The organism is Enterovibrio coralii, from assembly GCF_001559595.1.
GTDB classification, from domain to species: Bacteria; Pseudomonadota; Gammaproteobacteria; order Enterobacterales; family Vibrionaceae; genus Enterovibrio; species Enterovibrio coralii.
The window spans coordinates 18419-35960 of record NZ_LNTY01000036.1 but is presented as its reverse complement, the minus strand read 5'-3'; the positions used below and the strand labels follow the sequence as shown (position 1 = coordinate 35960).

Annotated in this window: 18 protein-coding genes and 3 pseudogenes; 10 read left to right on the top strand and 11 right to left on the bottom strand. The window is 49.1% G+C overall.

What is annotated here, in order from left to right:
* Positions 1-197 precede the first annotated feature (197 nt).
* The 10 genes and pseudogenes from fliD (at position 198) to corA (ending at position 7801) form a co-directional block, all read left to right on the top strand.
* Positions 198-1534 (top strand): annotated as a pseudogene (gene fliD, locus ATN88_RS15580) (flagellar filament capping protein FliD).
* Positions 1535-1544: 10 nt separating this feature from the next.
* A complete protein-coding gene (fliS, locus tag ATN88_RS15575) occupies positions 1545-1931 on the top strand; it encodes a flagellar export chaperone FliS (protein WP_067417845.1) in 387 nt (128 codons plus the stop codon).
* Positions 1915-2235: a hypothetical protein gene (locus tag ATN88_RS15570; protein ID WP_067417842.1), complete on the top strand. Its 321-nt coding sequence runs from the start codon at positions 1915-1917 to the stop codon at positions 2233-2235. The genes fliS and ATN88_RS15570 overlap by 17 nt, the downstream gene beginning before the upstream one ends.
* Positions 2229-3260 (top strand): flagellar hook-length control protein FliK, encoded by a 1032-nt coding sequence (locus ATN88_RS15565; protein WP_067417839.1) that lies wholly within the window; start codon positions 2229-2231, stop codon positions 3258-3260. The genes ATN88_RS15570 and ATN88_RS15565 overlap by 7 nt, the downstream gene beginning before the upstream one ends.
* A 20-nt stretch (positions 3261-3280) precedes the next feature.
* Positions 3281-3781, top strand: coding sequence for a flagellar basal body-associated FliL family protein (locus tag ATN88_RS15560; protein WP_067417836.1), 501 nt, complete (start codon positions 3281-3283; stop codon positions 3779-3781).
* 10 nt (positions 3782-3791) lie between these two features.
* A complete protein-coding gene (locus tag ATN88_RS15555) occupies positions 3792-4520 on the top strand; it encodes a FliA/WhiG family RNA polymerase sigma factor (protein WP_067417833.1) in 729 nt (242 codons plus the stop codon).
* A gap of 9 nt (positions 4521-4529) precedes the next feature.
* Entirely contained in the window at positions 4530-5387 is an 858-nt protein-coding gene (gene motA, locus ATN88_RS15550) for a flagellar motor stator protein MotA (RefSeq protein WP_067417830.1), read from the top strand.
* A pseudogene (locus ATN88_RS15545) lies at positions 5387-6363 on the top strand (flagellar motor protein MotB). The gene motA and the pseudogene ATN88_RS15545 overlap by 1 nt, the downstream one beginning before the upstream one ends.
* 109 nt (positions 6364-6472) lie before the next feature.
* Positions 6473-6754: a hypothetical protein gene (locus ATN88_RS15540; RefSeq protein ID WP_067417827.1), complete on the top strand. Its 282-nt coding sequence runs from the start codon at positions 6473-6475 to the stop codon at positions 6752-6754.
* Between the two features lie 180 nt (positions 6755-6934).
* Positions 6935-7801: a magnesium/cobalt transporter CorA gene (gene corA, locus ATN88_RS15535; protein ID WP_232313297.1), complete on the top strand. Its 867-nt coding sequence runs from the start codon at positions 6935-6937 to the stop codon at positions 7799-7801.
* 38 nt (positions 7802-7839) lie between these two features.
* Here the strand turns inward: corA and ATN88_RS15530 are convergent, their stop codons facing one another.
* The 11 genes and pseudogenes from ATN88_RS15530 to flgC all read right to left on the bottom strand — a co-directional run bounded on the left by ATN88_RS15530 (position 7840) and on the right by flgC (position 17540).
* Positions 7840-8880: a flagellin gene (locus ATN88_RS15530; RefSeq protein ID WP_067417824.1), complete on the bottom strand. Its 1041-nt coding sequence runs from the start codon at positions 8878-8880 to the stop codon at positions 7840-7842.
* Positions 8881-8897: 17 nt separating this feature from the next.
* Positions 8898-9796: pseudogene (gene flgL / locus ATN88_RS15525) on the bottom strand (flagellar hook-associated protein FlgL).
* A gap of 15 nt (positions 9797-9811) precedes the next feature.
* On the bottom strand, positions 9812-11185 hold the full coding sequence (flgK, locus tag ATN88_RS15520) for a flagellar hook-associated protein FlgK (RefSeq protein WP_067417821.1): 1374 nt from the start codon (positions 11183-11185) through the stop codon (positions 9812-9814).
* Positions 11186-11797: a rod-binding protein gene (locus ATN88_RS15515; protein WP_067417817.1), complete on the bottom strand. Its 612-nt coding sequence runs from the start codon at positions 11795-11797 to the stop codon at positions 11186-11188.
* Between the two features lie 11 nt (positions 11798-11808).
* Positions 11809-12930: a flagellar basal body P-ring protein FlgI gene (locus tag ATN88_RS15510; protein WP_067417813.1), complete on the bottom strand. Its 1122-nt coding sequence runs from the start codon at positions 12928-12930 to the stop codon at positions 11809-11811.
* On the bottom strand, positions 12930-13598 hold the full coding sequence (gene flgH / locus ATN88_RS15505) for a flagellar basal body L-ring protein FlgH (RefSeq protein ID WP_067417810.1): 669 nt from the start codon (positions 13596-13598) through the stop codon (positions 12930-12932). Before flgH ends, ATN88_RS15510 begins: the two co-directional genes overlap by 1 nt.
* Before the next feature lie 48 nt (positions 13599-13646).
* Positions 13647-14432 carry a flagellar basal-body rod protein FlgG gene (gene flgG, locus ATN88_RS15500; RefSeq protein ID WP_067417807.1) on the bottom strand — a complete coding sequence of 262 codons (786 nt, stop codon included), beginning with the start codon at positions 14430-14432 and terminating at the stop codon, positions 13647-13649.
* 26 nt (positions 14433-14458) lie between these two features.
* Positions 14459-15193 carry a flagellar basal-body rod protein FlgF gene (flgF, locus tag ATN88_RS15495; protein WP_067417804.1) on the bottom strand — a complete coding sequence of 245 codons (735 nt, stop codon included), beginning with the start codon at positions 15191-15193 and terminating at the stop codon, positions 14459-14461.
* An 11-nt stretch (positions 15194-15204) separates the two neighbouring features.
* Positions 15205-16401, bottom strand: a complete 1197-nt coding sequence (gene flgE, locus ATN88_RS15490) for a flagellar hook protein FlgE (protein WP_067417802.1) — start codon at positions 16399-16401, stop codon at positions 15205-15207.
* 24 nt (positions 16402-16425) lie between these two features.
* Complete coding sequence (flgD, locus tag ATN88_RS15485; RefSeq protein WP_067417798.1) at positions 16426-17106, bottom strand: flagellar hook assembly protein FlgD; 681 nt, start codon at positions 17104-17106, stop codon at positions 16426-16428.
* The gene (flgC, locus tag ATN88_RS15480) at positions 17106-17540 is read right to left on the bottom strand and encodes a flagellar basal body rod protein FlgC (RefSeq protein ID WP_067417795.1); all 435 of its coding nucleotides are present in this window, start codon (positions 17538-17540) and stop codon (positions 17106-17108) included. The genes flgD and flgC overlap by 1 nt, the downstream gene beginning before the upstream one ends.
* Positions 17541-17542 lie beyond the last annotated feature (2 nt).

The following is a 17542-nucleotide window of genomic DNA, read 5'->3' as shown; positions in this document are numbered from 1 at the left end:
TGTCGCCTTACTAGGGCATACCTTTTGTGAAATCAATGGGAATAGGCGGAAGGCTCAAAGAGGAATGTCATTTTCCGCTTTGAGTCCATGCAACCAGTAACCCATTGATTTTAATTAACTCAACCACTGGCATACATCTTGCGAACTGTTGGCATTACAGCGTAAGCGAAACGGCGAGATAACGCGGAGACAGATCAATGAGCTCTTTAGACCCAATCACTATGGCGACCCAATTAGCCACATTTGACGTTGCGCCTTTTCAACAACGCTATCAAATGCAAGCGGACAAATACCAAGCGCAAATCAATGCGCTCGGTAAAGTTGAAAGTGCGCTTCGAGATTTTCGCAATGCCGTTAATGAAATGAACGGTTTTGGCAGCAGCATCATCAAGAACACTGCCACCACATCGCAAGACGGTTTCTTTACGGCGAACGCCGATGCGAGCGCACTTGGCGGTAACTATCAGGTGTTTGTTGAGCAGGTTGCATCAGCCCACCAAATGTCCGCCAACATGCCCACAGACATGACAGCAGACACCGAAATTCCAACAACCGGAGAGCTAACCTTTACCGTCAATGGCGAGTCCATGACGCTCGACCTGTCCACCGTGGATAAGGACGGTGATGGCAAGGCGACAATGCAAGATCTGGTGAAAGCCATTAACAACGACAGTACCAACCCTGGTGTTAACGCCACGCTGGTTCGTTCAAATGGTCAGACTCACCTAATGCTCTCTAGCACCGAGACAGGCGAAGCCAATCGCGTGCAAGTATCTGCAACGGGCACTGGTGCAGCGTGGTTTGAAGACAGCTTCACCACAGCGAAGACAGTCACCGAACCCAAAGATGCCGTCATTTGGCTGGGCGCAAAAGATACAGGCCTTAAGTTAACCAACAGCAGTAACACGTTTGAAGGTGTAATTGACGGTGTTGATATCACGGTGACAAAAGCCCAAGACGCTGGCGAAGCCCTATCACCATGACTGTCGGCGCGGATGCAGAAGCGACCAAGGAGCAAGTCACCAAGTTTATTGATGCTTACAACTCGCTTGTTTCAACGTTAGACAGCTACACCTCTCTTGGTGGTGAAGGTGAAGAACGTGGTGCGTTAGCAAACGATCCAACGCTTCGTTCTATTGAAAGTCAGTTGAATACCTTACTTCGATCGGAATTCAACGGCATGCGTTTGTCGGATGTGGGTTTGACATTAGATCGTTCGGGCAAGATGTCACTGGACGAAGATAAGTTTGCTGAAGCGCAGAAAAACGGCGGTCTCGCATTGGAACAAATGTTTAATGGAGACGGCAACTTGCTCGATAGCATTGATGGCTTGATGGAACCTTACTTGTCATTCGGTTCCGGCATCTTCAGCTCACGTAAAGAGTCCCTTCAAGGCAACATTGAACGCATTGATGACAAGCAAGCACAGCTCGAACGCAAGTACGAGATGTCTTACGACCGCTACCTCAAACAGTTCACTCAAATGAATCAAATCATGACCCAAATGAACCAAACCATGACGATGTTTGGTTAGGAGTAATTCCATGTTTCTAGAAAACGGCTACGACTCATACCAACAAGTCGATTTGGACGCGCAAGCCGCGTCCGCTTCCCCTCATCAGTTGGTTGTCATGCTGATAGACGGCGTGTTGAACGAGATAGAGAGAACTCGTGGGCACATTGAAGCAGCAAGGTTAGAGCAAAAAGGCACGAGCATTGCCAAGTGCATGAATATCCTCATTGGGCTCGATAGTGCATTAGATCTCGAAAATGGCGGCGAAGTGGCAGAAAACCTGCACCAACTCTATGACTTTTGCCAAATGGAGCTTTACCAAGCCAGCTTGCATAACGATCTTGAGCGACTCACCAACGTTGAGCGTGTTATGGCAAACATTCGCGAAGGATGGATGAATTTTGGTCAACACGCATAGTTACGCTGCAAACCAAATCAAAGCCCTTTCAAAGCACATCCATCACGCAGCAAACGCAGAAGATTGGGATGCTTTGAAACGCTTGGATTTGCAAGTTAGGAAGTTTTTAGAGTCACATCCTGAATACCTTTCCTCTAGTGCCCTTTCCCAAGAAATGGCGCAGCTAAAGCATGTCTATCAAAACGCGTTCTCTCAGTTAAAAAACAACATCGCCAAAATGGAAGTTGAGTTGAATGACATGCAAGCGCAACAAGAACGAGCAAAGGCATATCAAATGGCGATGACAATGGAGTATGCATGGTAGCTTCCCCCATTCAGTTGGCCACGACGACATCAAAAACTAACGATGTCGGATTTGGAAACATCAAACCCGCAAAAGGCTTCAATACTGCCGTTCAAGGAGCGTCAGCATTGCCGTTTTCTACGCAGCACCCTTTGCTAACGGCATTCACTCAAACAGAAGAGCCTGCCGAGAGCCTTGATGGCTCGATGACTTTTCTGCCAGAGCATGGGCTTGAGAGCACAGACCCCACTCTAATGATGGGTTTACCCGCAAACAACGCGTCAATACAAAACGCACCTGTTTCAAGCTTGACACTACCAAGAGCAATCGGCATGGGTTCAGCAACTGACACCCCTTTCGTTCAAACGCCATCCACCCAACCGATAGCGAGAAACACTGGGGAAGCATTGTCGTTACTTACGACACAGCAGACGTCAACGGACGCCTTGTCCACATCTCCTGCCCCAGTAACAACGAAAGTGTCTGACGCGTTGAATGCATTGCTGACGACTCAACCCTCGGTGATCACCAATATTACTGCGGCATCAGGTGTCAGCGCATCTCAACAAGCACAACACGTTCAACCTGCGCTCACGACCCTATCCCAACCAACCACTGAATGGGCACCCATTCGCGTGGATACACAAGGGGGAAAATGGGGTGAGCAAATGATGCAGGTATTACAAGACCGCGTCTCTTTCCAAGCTCAGCAAAACTTGCAAGAAGCCCGCATCCGTTTGGACCCACCAGAACTTGGCAAGTTGGATGTGATAGTCCGCGTTGAGGGAGACAGGCTGAACGTGCAGCTAAACGCAAGCGCGGTTGCAACGCGTGAAGCACTGGTACAGCTCTCAGAGCGCTTACGCGCTGAACTTCAAACTGATCATTTCGTGCATGTGGATGTCAACGTCGGTGCAGAACATCACCAGAAAAAACAACATGATGATGACGACGAACACGGAAGCATCTATGCAGCACGAGACGTCCAATCTGACAACGACACTCACGCATTTTCTTCTGAGCACTGGCTCAATGTTCACGCCTGATTGATGAAGAGGTACAGGTAATGACAAAAAAACAACTTCTCGCCATTACTGGCATCATGTTTGTCTCCAGCGCAATTGTTTCAGCGGCAACCGTGTTCGGCGGCGTGTGGTATTTACAACGCGCAACCCAGTCACAACCTGCAAACGAAGGGCTTTTCTCTTCGTTTGAAATGCCGACATTCTTTACCGAAGAAGAAGTCAGCCAAGGGCCAAGCTTTCATCCTTTGGAAAAAATTGTTCTTTCTATAAAAGGTAATAATCAAACCCACTTTGTGATGCTTGAACTGGCGATAGAGACCCGTTATCCAGAGCGAATGACGGCCATAGATAACTACATGCCTGTTATTCAAAACGCGCTGCTGAAGCTGTTTGCTGACATGCACTACAACGATCTTCAAGAAGAAGGTGCTATCGACAAGCTACAGTCTGACGTGAAAAACACCCTGATTACAGCTTTCAACAAAACCGATCTCGTAAGAGATATAGATGATGTTCTGCTGACCAAATACGTTGTGCAGTAAGGACGTATCTATGTTGGATATGGCCTTTAACGATGGATATACAGAGACCGAACTGAGTGTCAGCAATGCCGCGCCAGTTGATGAGAATAAGCTTCTGCAGAAGCACCAGATTCTCGTGAAGCGGATTGTTAACCAACTGCGTGCCCATGCGACGACACATTGCAGTGTCGAGGATATGCAGCAAATTGGTCTCATTGGCTTACTTGAAGCGGGTCGACGGTATGGAAACGTCGATGACCCGCAATTCCCTGCCTACGCTGTGTGCCGGATTCGCGGCGCGATTCTCGATGAGCTACGCCGATTAGACTGGCGTTCACGGAAAACACGTCAAGATGCCCATGAGCTGAACGATGTCACCCGAGATCTCATGCGATCATTAGGCAGACAGCCCACAGATGCAGAAATCATCAAAGCACTCGGCACCTCAGAGCAAGATTACTATGCAAGACTCAACGCCTCTCTCGCCGGCGAGATGCAAAGCCTTGATCAGCTGCTCGAAAATGGTGCCGAAAACCACATTGGAGATAGCTACGACGGTGTATCTCATGAGGAAGCGCGTATTAGCCTTGAGTCTGCGCTTTCTAAGCTGAACCAGCGCGACCAATTGCTAATGACCCTGTTTTACCAACACGACTTAAACCTGCATGAAATCGCTCTGGTGCTGGACCTGACACCTCCCCGGATCTGCCAGTTACACAAGCAGGCTCTGAAACAACTTAATCTCTACCTGACTGCCTAGGAGTCAACGATGCAAAAACTACTTGGAGCACTCATCATTTTGGGTGGTGTATTTGGCGGCTACGTCATGGCAGGCGGTAAGCTCGGGGCAATTTGGCAACCCGCTGAGTTTGTGATCATTATTGGAGCAGCTTTAGGCTCTTTGATTATTGGTAACCCATCCCATGTACTCAAAGAAATGCGCACGCAATTTGCCCGTATTCTTCGCCGTCCACAGAACGAGCGTGAATACTACATGGAGTTGATGGCATTGCTTCAATCTCTTCTTGAGGCCATCCGAAATGGTGGATTCAAATCTCTCGATAGCCATATTGAAAATCCCTCCGAAAGCGCAATTTTTCATCGTTATCCACTCGTGGCGAAAGATTATCGCCTTGTCGCCTTCATAACTGACAATTTGCGTTTAATGGCAATGGGACAAATGTCGCCTCATGAATTAGAGGGTCTGCTAGAACAAGAAATTGATGCGATAGAAACCGATTTATTGTTGCCATCTAAATCGTTGCAACGCACTGCTGAAGCTTTGCCTGGCTTCGGTATTTTGGCAGCTGTTGGCGGCATCATCATTACCATGAGTGCCATTGACGGCTCCATTGCCATGATTGGCTATCACGTGGCAGCAGCCCTCGTAGGTACATTCTTAGGTATTTTTGGCTGCTATTGCTGTCTGGACCCTGCAAGTAACGCCATGGCGCAGCGCGTAAAACGCGAGATGTCTGCTTATGAGTGTGTACGCGCAACCCTGGTCGCTTATGTGGCGAAAAAACCGACTTTGCTCGCGATCGACGCGGGACGAAAACACATTCAGCTAGATATCAAGCCCACGTTCAATCAAATGGAGCAATGGCTGGCTGAACAGGAGGGATAATGCAAAAGCAAGAACACGTCGTCTTCAAACGTGCAAAACATAAATCGCATGATGACTTTCATGGTGGTGCGTGGAAGGTTGCGTTCGCTGACTTCATGATTGCGCTTATGGCACTGTTTTTAGTGCTTTGGGTAATGCAAGTGGTCGACAAAGAAGAGCGAAAAGCCATCATGCAAACTTGCACAGTGCCAGCGTGTTCGACAAAAGCTTTGGTAACCCTTTTGATTCTTCACAAAGTATTTCGCCTATCGACTTGGCATCAGATTCTTCTGTGCCAAGTCAGCATAATTCGACCCACTCTGTAAGTTCGTTTTTTCAGGGCAATGGGAACGGCACTCAAACGGATTCTCTTATCCTTGGCAAGTTCGACACCCAAGAACAACTGGCCGCCCTTGCCAAGGTTGTAGAGGAGATGACGAAGCAAATCAACGCGCAAGGCAATGTAAACGTCACAGTCACGCCACAGGGCCTTCGCATCGTGTTGCAAGACGATTATAAGCAACACATGTTCAGCCGCGGCGGATCAGATCTAACGCCATTTTTTGAAGACTTGCTGCTTCTGCTCTCCCCGATTTTTGAACGGGTTACCAACCCGCTAATCATTAGTGGGCACACAGATGCAACGCGTTTCAAACAAGCATTCAGCTCTAAATCCAACTGGGAGCTTTCGGTCAACCGTGCGAACCAAGCACGGAAAACCTTGGTCGAAGGTGGCATGCCAGAAGAGCGCGTATTGCAGGTTACGGGCATGTCAGACCGAGCCTTACTCAATAGCGTCGACCCAGAATCATCAGAAAACCGACGTATTGAATTGTTCGTGCTTACCACACCAGCTGCAGAAATTATTGAGTCTTTGTTTGGCACGCAAGGAACGAGCGAATTAGAAAAAGCCAAAGACAAAGCACGCTTCAACCAACCCGTTTATCGCGAAGAGATCGTAAGGAGTGATGTCACCAACTCACCTGGACAAAGTTAGCAAGTAACCGCTTCATGTCGGGCAATGACGAGTACTATTCCGATTGTAGTAATGCCCGACATGCTTTTTCTCACTCACACTTTCTTTCATTGTCAGCACGTAATCGACCATGTCACGTCCAGTCTCATCATCAACTGATTCCATCAAAAAGGTTTTCCTGTGGCTTGTCGTCATCGACTACTGCTTGTTGGGGCTTTTTCTGTTTCTGCTGCCGGATTTAACACTGAGCGGCGGCACCATCATCAGTGCCTTATTGATGTTCTACAACCTGTTGCTGGCTTTCCTTTGTTTTCAGCGTCCTTCCCACCAGCATAGTCATATCATCTACCCTGTAATTTCAGCAACGTTGCTCGCGTTTGTTTGCTTTCTCTATTTTTTCTTCCTAGTGTGACGGGCGAACACCAACGTCTTGTCTATCTTGAAACTCAAGGCGTTATAGACCAACACTTATAGATAATGTCTTTCTTAATTCGGGGGAAGTCATGCTTCGTTTGTTCACTATTGAATCCGGCTACATCACTGAGATTCCCATTGAAGAAGCTCAGATATCACCACGCTTGTAGAAAAAGCCATGTGGATTGACGCCCATGAACCCACTGACAGCGAGCGCCAACTGGTGAGTTCGCTGCTAAAAATCGACCTTCCTGAATCTGACGATGTGGAAGAAATTGAAACCTCGGCGCGCTATTTTCTCGACAAAAGTGGCCTACATGTTCACTCGCTGTTTCTGGCTCCAAGTGAAGGTCGCCACAACACAGTGACCGTCGCTTGCATCCTACAAAGCCAGCGACTCATTACGATCCGTGAAGGTGAAGTGGCCGACTTCAGACTTCTGCGCTTCAGAGCGCGAAAACGACAGGTACGCTGTAAAGACGTAGAAAGCCTCTTAGTGACACTTCTCGAGCAGAAGGTCGAGAACCACGCGGATACCCTTGAGGACTTGCACAGAGAGTCAGAAAAGGTCAGCCATGCTGTTTTGGAAGACGACGACTCAGACCTTGAGGAAAGCATTGCGCACTTGGCAAAACTTGAGGACAGTAACGGAAAGATCAGGTTGTGTTTGATGGATACCCAGCGCGCGATTTCGTTCTTGCTGCGTCACCTTCAAAACCGCAACGAACACCGTGAAACCATGCACGAAATCAGCCGCGACATCGATGCCCTGATGTCACACACCACCTTCCTGTTCGACAAGATTAACTTTCTGATGGACTCCACGCAGGGCTTTATCAACATCGAACAGAACCAGATCATAAAGATCTTCTCCATCGCCGCCGTTGTATTCCTACCACCTACGGTTATCGCCAGTATCTACGGTATGAACTTCGAGTTTATGCCAGAGCTGCATTGGAAATACGGCTTCGCCTTCGCCATCACCCTGATGATCGCATCAGGCGTCGCACCACTGATCTATTTCCAAAGGAAGGGGTGGTTGTAGAGGCCTCCAAAAAGAAAAAGCGGCTATCTGCCGCTTTCTTATTTCAACAACGCCACTACACTGTGCCGCTTTACGTTTGCTTGCGCATTGAGGGCTTCAAACGTTTTTGTAAACTGCCCAGATGACGCTTGGAAGTTATCAAGCACCTTGTTGACGCCGTCAATGTCGAGTGACTTTTTTGCATCACGCAGTGCTGACATATCTGAAGACAGTTGTTGATGGAAAGCGCGCGCTTCACCAAAGCCAACGTGAACTTGCTGAAGATGCTGATTCACTTTGTTGATGGTTTGTTTGATCCCATCTCGGCTACTGAGATCAAAACTCAGCTCTGCGATCCCTTCAGGATCGGGCTTGATATTGAGCGCATTGGGCTGACCCGCAGGGAAACGGTAACCTTGTCCTGTCACCATCACCTTGCTTTGCATTTGACGGTAAGCACTCTCCTGCGCTTCAAACAGGATTGAACCGTCATTGCCCAAAGTTGCTCGCATTCCCATTGGAATAAGGCTTCGATCGAGCATTTTCAGGGTTTTCATTCCATCAGACTCACCATCAAAGTTGATCATAACTGATTGACCCTGAGGGAAGTCTAAACGGATTTGCTCAGCGCGTTCGCTTAAACGGTGGATGTTTAAGCCCGGAATGGCAAAGCGGCGAATGTCAGCACTATCAAGTTTCACTCGCAGTTCATTGTCCACCACACGCTTACCTTCATAGCGTGCTTGATTGAGAATCCTCTCAATTGCTTGCTTTCCTTGAGACAAACCGTCTTTTAGACCAGGAACGTTCTGTGAGCCAACCGAAAGCGCCTGCGTAAGGCTGCCTTTGATTTTGCTAAGTTCCTTTCCAACCAGTTGAAGGGATTTGGACGCGATTTGAACAGATGTTGCCTGTTGCTGGCCTTGGGCAAGCAGCATCTTAGAAACGGAATAGGCTGACGGTGCGTCAGCCTTTTGGATTGACGTTCTCGGTGCAACAACATTGCTTTGGTCCGACGAACGAGATGGAGAGATAGAAGTCTGCTCATGGCTCGTTAAACGAATGCCCTGAGGTCTTACTTCTACTGTGCTCATCACCATTAAAACTTACCTGTTACTTAGATTCGGTCGAACAAATTTAGGTCGTTGATTTTAACGTAGCTTGCTTGTGTTGCTTGCAATGCCGCGAGGTAGTTGTTGAGGCGAACAGACGCTTCACCGTAATCCAAGGCAGAAATGTCACTATTCACCTTATCCACGAATAGCTTGTTTTCGCTGTGAGTGCTTTCCATCAAATCCAAATTATTGATGCGACCACCCACTTCAGTCATCGCGCCAAGGACGTTACTGTGCGTACTATCGATAGCACCTAAGGTCGCATCGACTTCTGCTTGGAAGTTGTCCGTTGGGTTTTTGAACTCTTCAATCATGGCGTCAATTTGGTTGAGGACATTGTTACCGCCGCCCAAATCCACGATGTCCGCGGCAGTCATGTTGGACTCCATGGTGACACCCTTTGAGACAGTCACAACGCGCTTGTCGCTGTTGCCATCAATCACGTAACCGCCACCGGCATTAGAAATTGCTGGCGCATTCGTATTGGTGCCCGAAAACAGGTAATTGCCTTCTTCATCTTGTGCGTTAAATGAAGAAGCAATGGAGTCTCTAAGGATCTCTAGTTCAGCAATCATACCTGCGCGGTCATCTTCACTTAAAGAACCGTTAGAACCCCACAGCACCAGTCACGCATGCTTTGAAGGCTCTCTTCAACAGAATCGAGATGAACCTCTTGGCTCGACAGCGTGGTGTTCACGTTTGCGATGTTAGTTTGATACTGAGCAATAGCTGCGCTTTCACGCTCTAGATTCAGCAGTTTGATAGACGCCATCGGGTCATCTGATAGTTTTGTGAGTCGATTGGACGTCGACATTTGCTGCAGCACATTTCCCAGCCCAGCGTTATTTACTTGAAGGCTGGACAGCATCATTTGGCTGAATTGGTTGTCACTAATGCGCATGATTAACCTTTATCCTTAAAAAAGTTGAAGCACAGAATTGAACAGCTCGTTCGCCGTGCTGATCACTTTCATGTTGGCGTTGTGCACATTGGCAAACATCATGAGGTTGCCCGCTTCTTCATTGCTGCTAACTGCACTCACGTTATTGCGTTGCGTGAGTGCTTGTTTATTCATCGCGGCTTTCGCTTCATAATCCGCGGCAGCTTGGCGTGATTTAATCGCAGTTTCACCCACCATCGCGGTGAAGGCATCGTTTAAAGAGACGTTGCCAAAGCCAGTCACCGATACGGGCTTATTACTCAACGCAATCAGATCCTTCAACACATCACTGTTACCTGGGGTACCGTCCGAGGAGAACGCCAATTCTTCCGCAGCAATATCAGTTATGGTCAGGCTATCTGCGGGATTGTTCGGGTCGTAAGTAAATAGTGGCGTACCAGCATCACCATTCAGGTCTTTACCTGTCGCCAGCACAGCATTGACTTCATCAGCCAATGCTTTCGCCATATCGTTGATAGCAACCTGATTCGGCTTCAATACCGAGACCTGATAGTCATTCAACGCACCCAACTCGCCGCCGACAGAGTCGTTCACCGCAAAGCTTTGATTGCCAAACTCCACATACAAGTCAGCCATATACGCATCATCAGAATGTGGCATAGCTTTAAGCTGGCCAGCTTCGCCACCCATGATAAGTGGCTGACCGCTTGCCAGCGTAACTTGCAGTGAGCCGTCCGATTGCTCCGTCGTTTTAATTTCCATGACTTTGGAAAGCTCGCCAATCAGCATGTCTCGGGTATCTAAAAGCTGGGCTGCACTGCCACCTGTGCCCTGCGCTTCCATCAGTTGTTTGTTGATGTCAGCGATGTTGTTCAGCAAGCTGTTTGCATGGGACACCGCTGCATTGCGTTGGTCATGCATGTCTTTATGCTGGCTGTACATCGCATCATTTAGCGCATTGAAACGACGAGACAAGGCTTCCGCTTCATTGATGATTTGCTGGCGAAGTGGCTGAGATTCAGGTTTCGTTGTCGCTTCATTCAGGGCGGCGAAAAGCGAGTCCAGTCCTGCTGACAGGCTAAAACCGTCTGCACCCAGCGTATTTTCTAAATGACTCATGCTCGACGCATAGTGCGAAGCATAAGAGGCTGTGCTGTTTGTAGACCAAAGCTGCTTAACCAGAAAATCGTCTGTTACGCGACGGATACTGGTGACCTCAACACCCATGCCCGCACTTAGTTTGTCAGACACCGAGCCTCCCACGGAGGCCATGAGTGCTTGCTGACGGCTATATCCTGGCGTATTGATGTTGGCAACGTTTTGCGCCGTTACGCTGAGCGCAACGCTGTTCGCATTTAGGCCAGACATGGCGATATTCACGAGGTTCATTTAGGGCTCCAGTGTTCGAATTAGCGGTTGAGCAAACGCAGTGCTAGATGCAACTTCAACCTGCTGTCTTGTTATATTGGCGACCTCAGAGACGCGATTATTAAAGGATTCACAGCCATTAAACCCAGGTGCGATGTGTGATTGTGATCTTGATTCCGCTTTAATTACACAGGACTCATCATTCGCTGCTGGGGCGATCAACTCCTTCAATACAGCCTGCTTTTGCACTTCTGCATCAGCAGAGTTTATGGCGTTTGTTTTGTCGGTTTGAAATGCTACAGGTGATGCCATTGGCCCCAATTGTTTAACCAACATCTCGGCAATTCCTGCGTGCTGCTTTTTCGCCATTTCAATCGCCAATTGCCCGTCATACATATCGCGAAAAACACCATATTGCTGACTGGAAAACGGGCTATTTTCATCCGCCAGCGCGTCACTGCTGCTGCGCATTTGACGAAGTACTAGCTGCAAAAACATCGCTTCAAATTGGCCTGCCACTTGCTCCAATGCCCCTTGCTGATCACTGCTGTGTTTAATATTGGTCAGGGCTTTGTTGTCGTGATACATCATGGAAGACCACTGTGCTTGTTCTTTAAATCCGTCTATGTTCATCTGCATGCCCTTTAAATCACCACCAGCTCAGCATTCAACGCGCCTGCCTCAGACAATGCTTGCAAGATGGACATCAAATCTGTCGGTGTGGCACCCAAGCTATTCACCGCATTCACAATGGTGCTGAGTTCTGTGCCTTTTGGCCAAATCACCATTTGCGCCTCTGCTTCATCGATATCGATTTCAGAATTATCGACAGTGACAGTTTCACCATCTGCAAACGCATTCGGCTGACTGACTTGCTGGGTTTCAGAGATGGTGACCGTCAAGCTGCCATGACTCACTGCGGCCTCCCCCACTTTCACGTTTTGACCAATCACTACCGTGCCAGTGCGTGAGTTAAAGACCACGCGCGCTGGCTTGCGTCCCTCGACCACGCTCATTTCTTCCAGCATGGAAAGCATGATGACACGCTGCTGCGTATCTTTAGGGGCTTGCATTTCTATGCGGCCGTTATTGATTGCCGTTGCGACATTTGGCCCAAAGGTATCGTTTATCTCACGCGCAATGTTCTTGGCTGTAGTGAAGCTTGCTTTGCGCAAGTTCAGCGTGATGTTTTCTTTGGTATTGAAGTCAGAGGCAATTTCACGCTCCAAGGTGGCCCCATTTGGAATTCGACCCGACGTAGGCGTGTTCACTGTAGTTTTCGAACCGCTGCGACCTTCAGCCGTGAGTCCTCCAACAACCACATTGCCTTGCGCCACGGCATACACTTCACCATCGATACCGCGTAACGGGGTTAATAGCAGTGTCCCGCCACGTAAGCTTTTCGCATCACCAATGGATGACACCACCACATTGAGCGTTTGTCCCGGCCCTACATTTGGTTCCACCACCGCAGTGACACTGACAGATGCAACATTGCGAAGTTTCGGGTCGGAGTTAGCGTCAATCTGAACACCGAATTGGCGCAGCATATTGGTGATCGATTGAGACGTGAACTTCACCTGATTTCGGTCACCTTGACCATCAAGACCGACAACCAGGCCATAACCCACTAACTGATTTTGTCGAATACCTTGGATGTCGACCAAATCCATAATGGGGATTTTAGTTTCCGCAGACGCCGTCGTTGCTAACCCCAGCGATAAACACATCAAAAGTGAAGAAAAAAGGGTTTTACACTGCATCATTAAAACGGCATCCATGGAGAATTGAAGAACTGGGTAAGCCAACCGGAGGCGTTGCTGTCTGCCAACGCACCACGGCCTGCGTAGGTAATGCGTGCATCACCGATGCGCAGAGATGAAATCTGGTTGCTGCGGTTAATATCATCAACGCGAACAATGCCAGTCAGGCGGATAAATTCGTCACCTTGGTTGAGACGAAGCCACTTTTCGCCACTGATACGAAGGACGCCATTTGGGAGCACTTCATGCACGGTCACTGTGATGGCACCTTGCAGTTTGTTGCCCTGTGAGCTTGAAGCACTGCCATCGAAATTCCGGTCTGCATCTATATTCACCGCCGCATCAATGCTGCTTGAGCCAAACACGGGCGCGACAAAGCCAACACCCGCATTCTTGTTGTAGCTGGTGTCGGCTTTTTTGCTTGATTCGGTTTCTTCAGAAAGCAACACGGTCAGGATATCGCCAACACGGTACGCGCGGCGATCCTGAAACAATGTCATGGTGTATTGGTGACGATAAAGACTGCCGTCCTTGGCTTCTGGGAGTGAATAGTCCAATACAGGCGGCGCGTAGTCCTCGCTGTCTGGCTTAGGTGGCGTAAACTCAGGACGTGCAGCGCATCCTGCCAGCCCGAGCAACAGCACCATCCAACACTTACCAAGGCGAGGCATTGCGCCTCTCGTCTTCTTTACCATGTCATTACACCTTTTGCGCTGCCGTTACACTGACTGAGCAACAAACTTCAGCATGTCGTCAGCCGCCGAAACGACCTTCGCATTCATTTCATAAGCACGTTGCGTGGTGATCATGTCAACCATCTCCTCTACAACTTGCACATTCGATCCTTCCAGCGCGCCTTGCTTGATACTGCCAGCACCGTCTTGACCTGCAATTAACTCTTCCGCCAACCCACTCGCTTCCGTTTCACGGAATAGATTTCCGCCAACAGCTTCAAGACCCGCCGGATTGATGAATTTCGCCAAGGTAATTTGACCAATATCTTGCGGTGCAGGGTCGCCAGCGGTTGTTACAGTCACGCGGCCATCTACACCGACAGACACTGACAGCGCGTTATCAGGAAGCTGAATTTGAGGTTCCAACGGCAGGCCTTGGCTGTTCACCATCAAGCCTTCTGAATTCACGTGAAATTGACCATTTCGCGAGTACATGATTTCGCCGTCAGAGTTTTCAATTTGAAAGAAACCCTGCCCCATCACAGCCAGGTCTAACTCTTGGCTGGTGTTTTGCGTGTTGCCTTGGGTAAACACTTTTTGTGTTCCTACCACACGAACACCGCTACCTAACTGCACGCCACTTGGCAGTTGGTTAATGTCATCGACCTGCGCACCAGGCTGACGTTGAATGCTGTAAAACAAGTCTTCAAACACCACGCGGTCACGCTTAAAGCCCACCGTGTTCACGTTCGCAAGGTTGTTTGAAATGGCCGTCATTTTAGTGTCTTGCGCGGCCATCCCTGTTTTACTTACCCATAAAGATGAGTGCATGTTTACTACTCCTTTTTAGACAGCGATTAACGCGCTGCCATCAATTTGTTACCTGCCTGCGCAAGGGTTTCTGCGGTTTTCATCATGCGAATCTGCATTTCAAAGTTGCGGGTCAATGACATGACGCCCACCAGCTCATCAATGGCTGATACGTTACTGCTTTCAATGTGTTCCGACGCCACTTGAACCATCGGATCAACATCAAATGGCTCACCATCAAGGCTATGCAGCAGACCATCACTCTCTTTTTGAAGCTGATTGATTTGAGGGTTAACCAACTTGAGCGTACCGACCTGCATTTCTGCGCCACCGCCTGGCGGCAGAATGGTCACCACACCGCGCTCACTGACTTCCACTTTTTCGAATTCGGGCAATACCATTGGGGCACCGTCTGCACCCACTACCGGAAACCCGTTCACATTCAATGCACCAAAGTTATCCACTTTGATGTTACCAGCTCGCGTGTAAGCTTCGTTGCCAACAGGGGTTTGAACGGCAAAGAAACCGTCGCCCATGATGGCAACATCCAGTGGCCTGCCTGTTTTCACTGCATCACCCGCGTCAAAACGGGTCATCGCAGAGTTGGTCACTGCCAAGGTTCGGCCATCAAAGCCAGAACCTTGCAGTTGCATGCTTTGCACGCGTTCCATGTCTGCACGAAAGCCTGCCGTATCGGCGTTCGACAAGTTATTCGAACGCACGTGTTGGGCTTTTAAAACGCGGCTGGCACCTGAAGCTGCAGTAAATAGCAAACTGTCCATGTCGTGCTCCGTTAGATGGCGTTAAACAGAGCCTGAGTTAACTGGTCGCTGGTCGAGATGGTTTTTGCATTGGCTTGATAGTTGCGCTGCGCCGTCATCAAATTCACCAACTCGCTGGTCAGGTCGACATTAGAGCCTTCCAGTGCACCCGGAGTTAAACCACCTAAGGTGCCAGAGCCTGGAACACCGATAATTGGCGAGCCAGAGCTGTAACTTTGCGTCCAACCTGAGCCATTCACGCTCGCCAAGCCTTGTGGGTTAGCAAAATCTGCCAGCACTACCTGACCTTGAAGCTGAGACTGACCATTGGTGTATGTCGCGTAAACCATGCCGTTATCTTCGACGCGAATGCCCGCCAGATCGCCAGAGGTGTAACCGTTTGGATTGTTGGTGCTCACACCAAAACTCGCGCCAAATTGGGTGCTGCCCGCCAAGTTGATATCAATGCTCACTGGGTTCGCACCCGCGGCAGGGAAAGAAATGTTGTAAGCCCCTGTTGGCGTGTTAAGCGTGCCATCTGCATTGAACGTGACATCGATGGTATCAACTGGGGTTGGGCTACCATCTACCTGCACATTTACTTCCCACGCATTGTCTGCCGTTTTGGTGAAGTACTGCGTCACGGTGTGAGAATTACCCAGAGAGTCGTAGACTTTTGAGGTGTAGGAAGAGTTAAACGTGCTGGTATCATTTGGGTCAAACGGCGTTGCAGTCAGATCAATCACTTCAGCACTTGCATCAAAGTTAGCGACAAAATCCAATTTGTCGGTTGCCTTAGCAGCCAGTGAAGATGTAGACACTTGCATGTCACCGACAGAACCGGTCAGCAAATTGCCATTGCCGTCGACACTGTAACCTTGAAGCTTGGTGCCCATGTTTGACACGATAAAGTTGTCTTTGTCTGTGCCAAACACGCCTGCACGTGTATAGACCTGCTGTCCTGCCGAATCTTTGGTGACAAAAAAGCCCGTACCGTTGATAGCCAAATCCATCGAACGACCAGTTCCAGACACTGAACCATTTTTATCAAAGTTTTGCGAAATCGACGCCACTTCAACACCACCTGGCTGCATGCCGTTATACACAGCAGCAAATTCTGTGCGCGCACCTTTAAAGCCAAACGTTGAAGCGTTCGCAATGTTGTGGCTGATGGTGTTCAGTTCTGTGTTGGTCGCATCCAGACCACTCAGTGCAATATTAAAACTCATGAATTACCTCTGACTTGTGCTTGGTTATGCGCCAAACTGCGTGATTTGATAGAAAGGAACGTTGCCGACACCGGTAATGTTGACCAATGCTGCCCCGCCTGTACTTGGAATTCTGACTTGCTCCACTTTGCCAGCCAGCAAGATGTTCGGGCTGTCCTGCCCTTCTTGTACTTTCACCGACACGGTGTATTCACCCGGCTTGAGGCCCAACTCAGCGGGGTCAATCGAGAAATCAACATCCCCTGCTGGATGCGCGCCCAACGGCACTTCTTTGGTCTGCCCGTAAGCATCTTTCACCACCAGCGTGACTTGGTTAGAAGCATGAGCAAGTTCGATTTTTCCGTTTTGCACGTCTTCACCTAGCTCAAACTTGTCGCTGGAGACATACACGGTTTCACCCACCAATCCCGCCGTGGAAAGCACCTGCATGTTGTCGAGCAACACCATGCTGTTTTGCATCAAACCCGACATGTTCTCCATGCTCTGCACCTGAGAAAACTGTGCGAGTTGGCTGACATACTCGGTGCCATCAAGTGGGTTAAGCGGATCCTGGTTTTGGATTTGCGCCACCATCAAGGTGATGAATTCGTTTTGAAGAGATGAAGAACTGTTCATGTCGATTGGGTTGTTCGATACGCTTGCTTCTTCGCTGTGTGCATTAACTGGCGAGTCCGCCGTTAACGCTGTGTAGTGCGCAATACTCATTAACTGCCTTGTCCCAGTTTTAGCAGCCCTTGCTGCATGCTTTTCACATTCGCCATGACTTCAACATTGGTCTCAAATGAACGCGTGGCTGACATCATGTCTGCCATCTCTGACACCACGTCGATGCCTGGGTAATAGACATAGCCTTCATCATTTGCCAACGGGTTGTTTGGCTCAAAGCGCTTCTCTGCCTGATTTTGTCCTTGAACCACGTCCACAATACGAACCTCTGCATTGGGATACATGTTCTCGCCAGCCACCAATTGGGTATTGCTGTATACGGTTGCGAAAACAGGTTTTAGTGCCTTGTAGGCATCGTCTGGATTCGCAGAAACCGCGTCGGCATTCGCTAAGTTACTGGCGACCGTGTTCAATCTGACGGTTTGTGCGGTCATCGCAGAGCCTGCGATGCTGTAGATATCGGTGAAAGCCACGA